6 protein-coding genes are annotated in these 5,830 nt (G+C 71.3%); 2 read left to right on the forward strand and 4 right to left on the reverse strand.

From position 1 onward, the window contains the following. Positions 1 to 52: 52 nt before the first annotated feature. The 3 genes from ACG2DA_RS21435 to ACG2DA_RS21445 all read right to left on the reverse strand — a co-directional run bounded on the left by ACG2DA_RS21435 (position 53) and on the right by ACG2DA_RS21445 (position 3,338). A complete protein-coding gene (locus tag ACG2DA_RS21435; RefSeq protein WP_395258544.1) occupies positions 53 to 1,249 on the reverse strand; it encodes an LOG family protein in 1,197 nt (398 codons plus the stop codon). A 162-nt stretch (positions 1,250 to 1,411) separates the two neighbouring features. Beyond that, the gene (dapF, locus tag ACG2DA_RS21440) at positions 1,412 to 2,299 is read right to left on the reverse strand and encodes a diaminopimelate epimerase (protein WP_395258546.1); all 888 of its coding nucleotides are present in this window, start codon (positions 2,297 to 2,299) and stop codon (positions 1,412 to 1,414) included. 10 nt (positions 2,300 to 2,309) lie between these two features. Then, positions 2,310 to 3,338, reverse strand: a complete 1,029-nt coding sequence (locus ACG2DA_RS21445) for a 3'-5' exoribonuclease YhaM family protein (RefSeq protein WP_395258547.1) — start codon at positions 3,336 to 3,338, stop codon at positions 2,310 to 2,312. Between the two features lie 176 nt (positions 3,339 to 3,514). Between ACG2DA_RS21445 and ACG2DA_RS21450 the strand changes: the two genes are divergently transcribed. Both ACG2DA_RS21450 and ACG2DA_RS21455 read left to right on the forward strand, forming a co-directional pair. Beyond that, complete coding sequence (locus ACG2DA_RS21450; protein ID WP_395258549.1) at positions 3,515 to 3,937, forward strand: HesB/IscA family protein; 423 nt, start codon at positions 3,515 to 3,517, stop codon at positions 3,935 to 3,937. 154 nt (positions 3,938 to 4,091) lie between these two features. Next, positions 4,092 to 4,619 (forward strand): general stress protein, encoded by a 528-nt coding sequence (locus tag ACG2DA_RS21455; protein WP_395258550.1) that lies wholly within the window; start codon positions 4,092 to 4,094, stop codon positions 4,617 to 4,619. A 99-nt stretch (positions 4,620 to 4,718) separates the two neighbouring features. Here the strand turns inward: ACG2DA_RS21455 and ACG2DA_RS21460 are convergent. After that, positions 4,719 to 5,830 (reverse strand): acyltransferase family protein (locus ACG2DA_RS21460; RefSeq protein WP_395258552.1); only part of this gene is annotated, 1,112 nt, incomplete at its 5' end.

The raw sequence follows: 5,830 nt of genomic DNA on the forward strand, positions 1-5,830 counted from the left end.
ACGCTTCAAGCGTCCGGGACGCTCGCCGTTGCGGTTCCGTCCGCCCTTGCGGTTACGTCGCCTCGACCTGATTCGGGGCGTCGGCGAGTTCGTCGTTGAGCAGGTCGACGAGTTGCCGCAGGCGGCCGGCGGAGCGGCGGTTGAAGTCCAGCCGCAGCCGGGGGAGGTCGGCGAGGTGCTCGTCGTCCGCTTCCTGCTGGTGGGCCCCGCAGCAGGTGATCTCGCCGCTGGCGCAGATGTCGTTGAATTCGTCGTTAATCCGCTCCAGCAATTGATCGTCCGGGGCGGCGTGCAGCCGGAGCACGAGCTTCCCGCGGACGTACCGCATGGAGTTATACACGCTGTAGAAGTTGAGAATCTCCTCGACGGCCTCCTCGACGTCCGTGGTAATCTTGTAAAGGGAGGTGTCCTCCGGGGAGATCAGGCCTTTCTCCAGCAGTTCGTCGTTCACGAACTGCTGCCAGTGGCCCCAGTAATTGCCGTCCGGTTCGTCGACCCAGACCAGCGGCATAAGGTCCCGCTTGCCGGTCTGCACCAGGGTGAGGGTTTCGAACGCCTCGTCCTGGGTGCCGAACCCGCCGGGGAAGGTGACGATGCCGTGCACCTCCTTGACGAACAATAACTTCCGGGTGAAGAAGTATTTCAGGTTCGCCAGCTTGGGATCGCCGTCGATAATGCGGTTCGCGTGCTGCTCGAACGGCAACAGGATATTGACGCCCATGCTCATCTCGCGGCCGGCGCCGACGTGGGCGGCCTCCATGATGCCTCCGCCGGCTCCGGTGAGGACCATCCAGCCTTCCTCGGCCATGCGGCGGCCGAACTTCTCGGCGTGGGCGTACTCCGGGGCGACCTCCGCGGTGCGGGCGCTGCCGAACACCGACACCTTCCGCCGCTTGCGGTAGGGGGTGAACATTTTAAAGGCGTACCGCAGCTCCTTCAGGGAGCGTTCCAGAATCTTCAAATCGCCCCGCGTGGCCCCGTCGGCCAGCAGCTTGTCCGCGGTGCGTTTGATGGATTCGACCAGCTCGGTCTGCTGGGCGAAGACGTGGTCCGGGACGGTTTCGTCCGGCTCCAGCGGGAGCGGTTCGCTTTCCGCGTCGTCGGCCCGGCCGCGACGCCGGCGGCGGCGGGAGTCGTTCGGTTTCGCCGGCGTCTTCGCGTCCTCGGCGGGACCGTTCGTCTTCGCTGCGTCCGTCTTGGCGTCGTCGTCCGGCTTGTCGGACGTTTCGGGGCGGGGGGCGTCGGCCACGGCGGGGCTCCTGTGCGACTCTGCGGGTTCCTGTCGGGACGTCAGCGTAGACCGCGAGCCCGATCGCACCCACCGCGGTCGGGATCGTTCATGAAGTTCTCAGATCGGCCCCCAGGCGTTCCCGGGGGACCGCCGCCCGATTCCCCCGGGCGACGGCGAGACTCATCCAATCGACAGCGGGGCGGCGGGGCCGGTGAGGAACATCTCGCCCGCCGCCGGCCAGTCGACCGTCAGGTCCCCGCCGGGGGCGGAGACCGTCACCCGTCGCACGCAACGCCGCACCGCGATCGCCGCCGCGACCGCCGCGCAGGCGCCGCTCCCGCAGGAGGCCGTCTCCCCCACGCCGCGTTCGTACACCCGCAACGTGATCGCGTCCGGTGAACGGGCGAAGGCGAAGCCCACGTTCACCCCGCCGTCGGCCGCAAACAGCGGGTGCGTCTGCAACGCCGGGCCGAGGGAGCCGACGAGGTCGTCCCCCGGCGGTTCGTCCACCAGGAACACGGCGTGCGGGTTGCCAAGGTCCACCCGAATCGGCGGCCCGTACGTCGCCAGCCCCGGCCGGCCGGAGTCGCCGGTGGGCCGGTGGTTCGGCAGGAACTCCGCAAAGGCCCGCGGGTCGGCCGGCGGAGGGCGGAATCGCGGTTTGCCCATCGAGACCCGCACCGCCGCGGGGCCGCCCCGGACGGGCAGAACCGCTGCCGTGCGGAGGCCGGCGGGGGTGTCGAAGGTCGTCGTCCCGCGGGCGCCGTGCGGGTCGAGGTGGGCCGCGGCGCACCGCAGCCCGTTCCCGCAGGCGGCGGCGGGGGTTCCGTCCGGGTTGAAGAAGGCGACGCCCGCCGCCGCCCCCGGCGTCTGCGGCGGCGACAGGAAGACCGCCCCGTCGACGCCGAACCGCCCGCACAGCGCCGCCGGGTCCGGCGGCGGCGCGCCGCCGAGGCCGTCGTGCAGGGCGAACGTGTTGCCGGCCCCGTGCCAGAGGGCGACCGTGGACGGGGCGTTCACCGGCGGGGCGATCGCGGGAGAGGTCGGCAGCGGGGAGAGCGAGCGCACGACGGGCGATCTAGGCCGTTTCCGACAGCCCGCGGAAGATCGGTTTGCCGAACTGCTTGCTGAACGGCGTGAACGGCCCCCCGCCGGACGCCTGCGACAGGCTGTCGGCGAGCATGGAGTACTTCGCGTCCAGCTCGTCCGCGTGCTGCACGATGAGGGCCTCGGGGGTGTGCGGTTCGGCGGGGCTGCCGTACTCCCGGATGCCGTGGTGCGAAATCACGACGTGCTCGGTCCGCAGCAACAACTCCCGGTCCACCGGTCCGCCGGGCTGGTCGGCCTGCCAGGCGGCGGCGTCCCGCAGCCAGTCCCGGCCGATCACGATGTGCCCCAGCAGCCGCCCGGTCGAGGTGTACTCCGCCCCGGCGGGGGAGCCGTCGAGCTCCTCCAATTTGCCCACGTCGTGCAGCGTCGCCCCGGCGATCGCGGCGTCGGCGCACAGCGGCGGGGACAGGTTCGGGTACAGGCCCTCGTATTTTTCGCACAGCCAGACGGTCGTCCGCACCACGCTGAGGGTGTGCTCCAACAGCCCCCCGGCGAAGGCGTGGTGGTTTCGGCTGGCGGCCGGCCATTTCTTGAACGCCTCCGCCCGGTCGTTGAGCACCTTCAACACGACCGCCCGCAGCGGGCCGTCCTCGATCTTGTCTTCGCACAGGGAGGTCAACGCCCGGAACATGTTCTCCGGGTCGAAGCGGCTGGTCTCGAAGAAGTCCGCCTCGTTGAAGCCGGCGTCGACGTCGGCCGGCTGGACGGGGCGGATCTTGTCGAGGTTCAATTGCGGACCGTAATTGTTCTCCTCGTAGGTGCCGCGGAGCTTGTAGAAGGCGCCCTTCGTCCAGTTCGCCTCGCAGTCGGCGAAGTGGCCGGAGTCGCTCCAGACCATCACGGCCGCCTCCCGGTCGGCGTCCCGAAAGGTGCATTTATAAAAGGGCTTGCCGGCCTTGGTGACGTCCTGCTTTTTGGAGGACAGCAGGGCGAACACGTCGGCGGTCGTCCCCGGTTTGAGGTCCGACAGCTTGGAGACGGTCTCGGGGAACAGCACGGGCGGCCTTTCGGCGGACGAACGCGGCGGGACGACGACGCGGCGGACGGGCGGCGTCCGACGGCCGGACGGGTGCGGCGAACCGCCCGAAACGGGAGGCGCCTTTCCGTCGACCGGACAGGCCCCTAGACTAACCGACCCTGATTCCACTTCAGCCCCCGCTGACCCGGACCCCGATGCCCGCCACCGCCGAAGCCGCTCCCGCCACCGCCGCCCCGGCCGCCCCGGAGTCGACCGTTCCCAACGCCGCCGATCTGCCGACCGAGGGCTGCGTGACCGTCACCGAAGCCGCCGTCGCCGAGGTCCGCCGCGTCATCGCCGAGCAGGCCCTGCCCGAGGGCAGCGTGCTGCGGGTCGGCGTCTCCGGCGGCGGGTGCAGCGGCTTCTCCTACGCCCTCGGCTTCGACGACAAAGTCGACGAGGCGAAGGACGAGGTCTTCACCCAGCACGGCCAGGTCGTCGCCGTCCCCTACAAGTGCGGCCCGCACCTGGAAGGCACCGTGATCGACTTCTACGCCGGCGTCGAGAAGCGCGGCTTCACCTTCGAGAACCCCAACGCCCGCAACACCTGCGGCTGCGGGTCCAGCTTCAGCGCCTGACGTCCGGCGAGCGGGGGGCGTGAGCCCCCCGAGCCCGACGAGCGGTTCACCGAATCCGCCCGCGGTCCCGACGGGAACTTCCCCCGGGGCCGCGGGCGGCGTTCATGTCTAGCCTGCGGGACGATCATTCGTCTTCCAGAACCGCCCCGCCCCGATGAGCACCGGCGTCCCCGCCCAGTCGACCCCCGACACGACCTCCGCCCCCCTGGCCCCGCAGCGGGTGGTGGGCAGCTACGCGGATTACGCCGCCGCCCAGAAGGCGGTGGACTATCTCTCCGACGAAAAGTTCCCCGTCCGGCACGTCACGATCGTCGGCCGCGGCCTGAAGTTCGTGGAGCAGATCACCGGGCGGCTGAACTGGGGCCGGGCGTTTCTGAACGGCTTGGCCAGCGGGGCGCTGACGGGGCTGTTCATCGGTCTGATCCTCGCAATCTTCTTCCCGGCGGTCGAAGTGGTCGACGGCGTGTTGGTCCGGGAGGGCCTGAACTGGCCGCTGATCCTCTGGGCCACGGCGATCGGCGCCGTGTTCGGCAGCGTGTTCTCCCTGATCGGCTACGCCATGACCGGCGGCAAGCGGGACTTCACCAGCGTCGGCGCCATGCGGGCGGAAACCTACGACGTGCTGGTCGACGCGGAGCACGCCGACGAAGCCGAACGCGTGCTGGCCGGCATGTCGCCGTAAGCGGACGCGCCCCGGGGCCGGAGCGTGGGCGGCGCAGACGGCCCACGGCATCGCCGCCCGCTCGACCGGCGGCGGGACGCGGGCTTCAGAGATCCCGCGCTACCCCGGCCGCCGGACCGTCGCACGGCGCCGCAGCCACGGGACAAGCCGGCGTTCGATCGTCGCCTGGGCCAGCCACGCCGCAGCGGCGATCGCGGCGACGTACGCCGCGACCGCCCCGGCCCGCACCGGCCCGTCGGCGTCGGCGAACTGCCCGGACGGCAGCAGGGTGTAAAGAACCTTTTGGGCCATCACGTGGGTGAGGTACAGGGCGTAGGAGGCCTCCCCCAGCGCCACCAGCGGCCTCCACCGGAACGCTCGCGGGCAGCGGTTTCCGGCCGCTCCCAGCAGGACCACCACGGCCACGCAGCCGACCAGCACGACCGCCTTCCCCGCCGCGACGTTCGGCAGGAACGCCCCGCCGACGAGGACCGCCGTCGCCGCCCACGGCGCCCAGCCGGGCGGCTCCCACGGGCCGGCGGGCGCGGCGGCGCGTTCCCGCCACACCCACGCCGCCGCTCCCGCCGTGAACGGGCCGACGACCGAGAGCAGCTCGAAGAACGGCAGCCCCCGCGCCCGCCAGTACAGGTAGAAGACGACCGTCTCGATCAGGGCCAGCCCGGCGACGGCCCCGACCGCCGCCCGCCCCCGCCGGCCGGCCGACGCCCGCCACAGCCCCGCCGCGAGGAGCGGGAACAGCAGATAGGCGAACCACTCCGCGCTGATCGACCAGGACGGAAGGTTCCAGTTGAGCCGGAAGTCCGGGACCCAGGCGTGCAGCAGGGCGAGGTTGAGAAGAAAGTCGACGGCCCCGTACCCCTCCGGGTCCACGGTGGCGCCGAACCGGGCGCCGACGGCGACCATCGCCGCGGTGCCCAGCAGCGTGGCGAGGTGCAGCGGGTAAATGCGGATGAGTCGGCGGAGCAAAAAGGTCTTCGTCCCCGCCGCGGAGAGCCCCCCGCCGAACGCCGGCGCGTAGTTCATCGCCAGCACATACCCGCTGAGCGTGAAGAACAGCGGGACCGCGAGGTGGCCGCGGTCGATCAGCGGCGCCAGCGCCCGGGAAGCCGGCAGCAGGACGTAGAGGTCCGGGCTGAAGTGGTACAGGACGACCCACACCGCCGCGACGCCCCGCACCGCGGTGAGGCTGTCCACCGCCGGCGGACGCCGCG

Source organism: Alienimonas sp. DA493 (genome assembly GCF_043951915.1).
Lineage (GTDB): Bacteria > Planctomycetota > Planctomycetia > Planctomycetales > Planctomycetaceae > Alienimonas.

Bases quoted from the DNA above. Each gene is read 5' to 3' on its own strand.
- ACG2DA_RS21450 (WP_395258549.1), top strand. From the start codon at position 3,515: ATGCCCGCCACCGCCGAAGCCGCTCCCGCCACCGCCGCCCCGGCCGCC.
- ACG2DA_RS21455 (WP_395258550.1), top strand. From the start codon at position 4,092: ATGAGCACCGGCGTCCCCGCCCAGTCGACCCCCGACACGACCTCCGCC.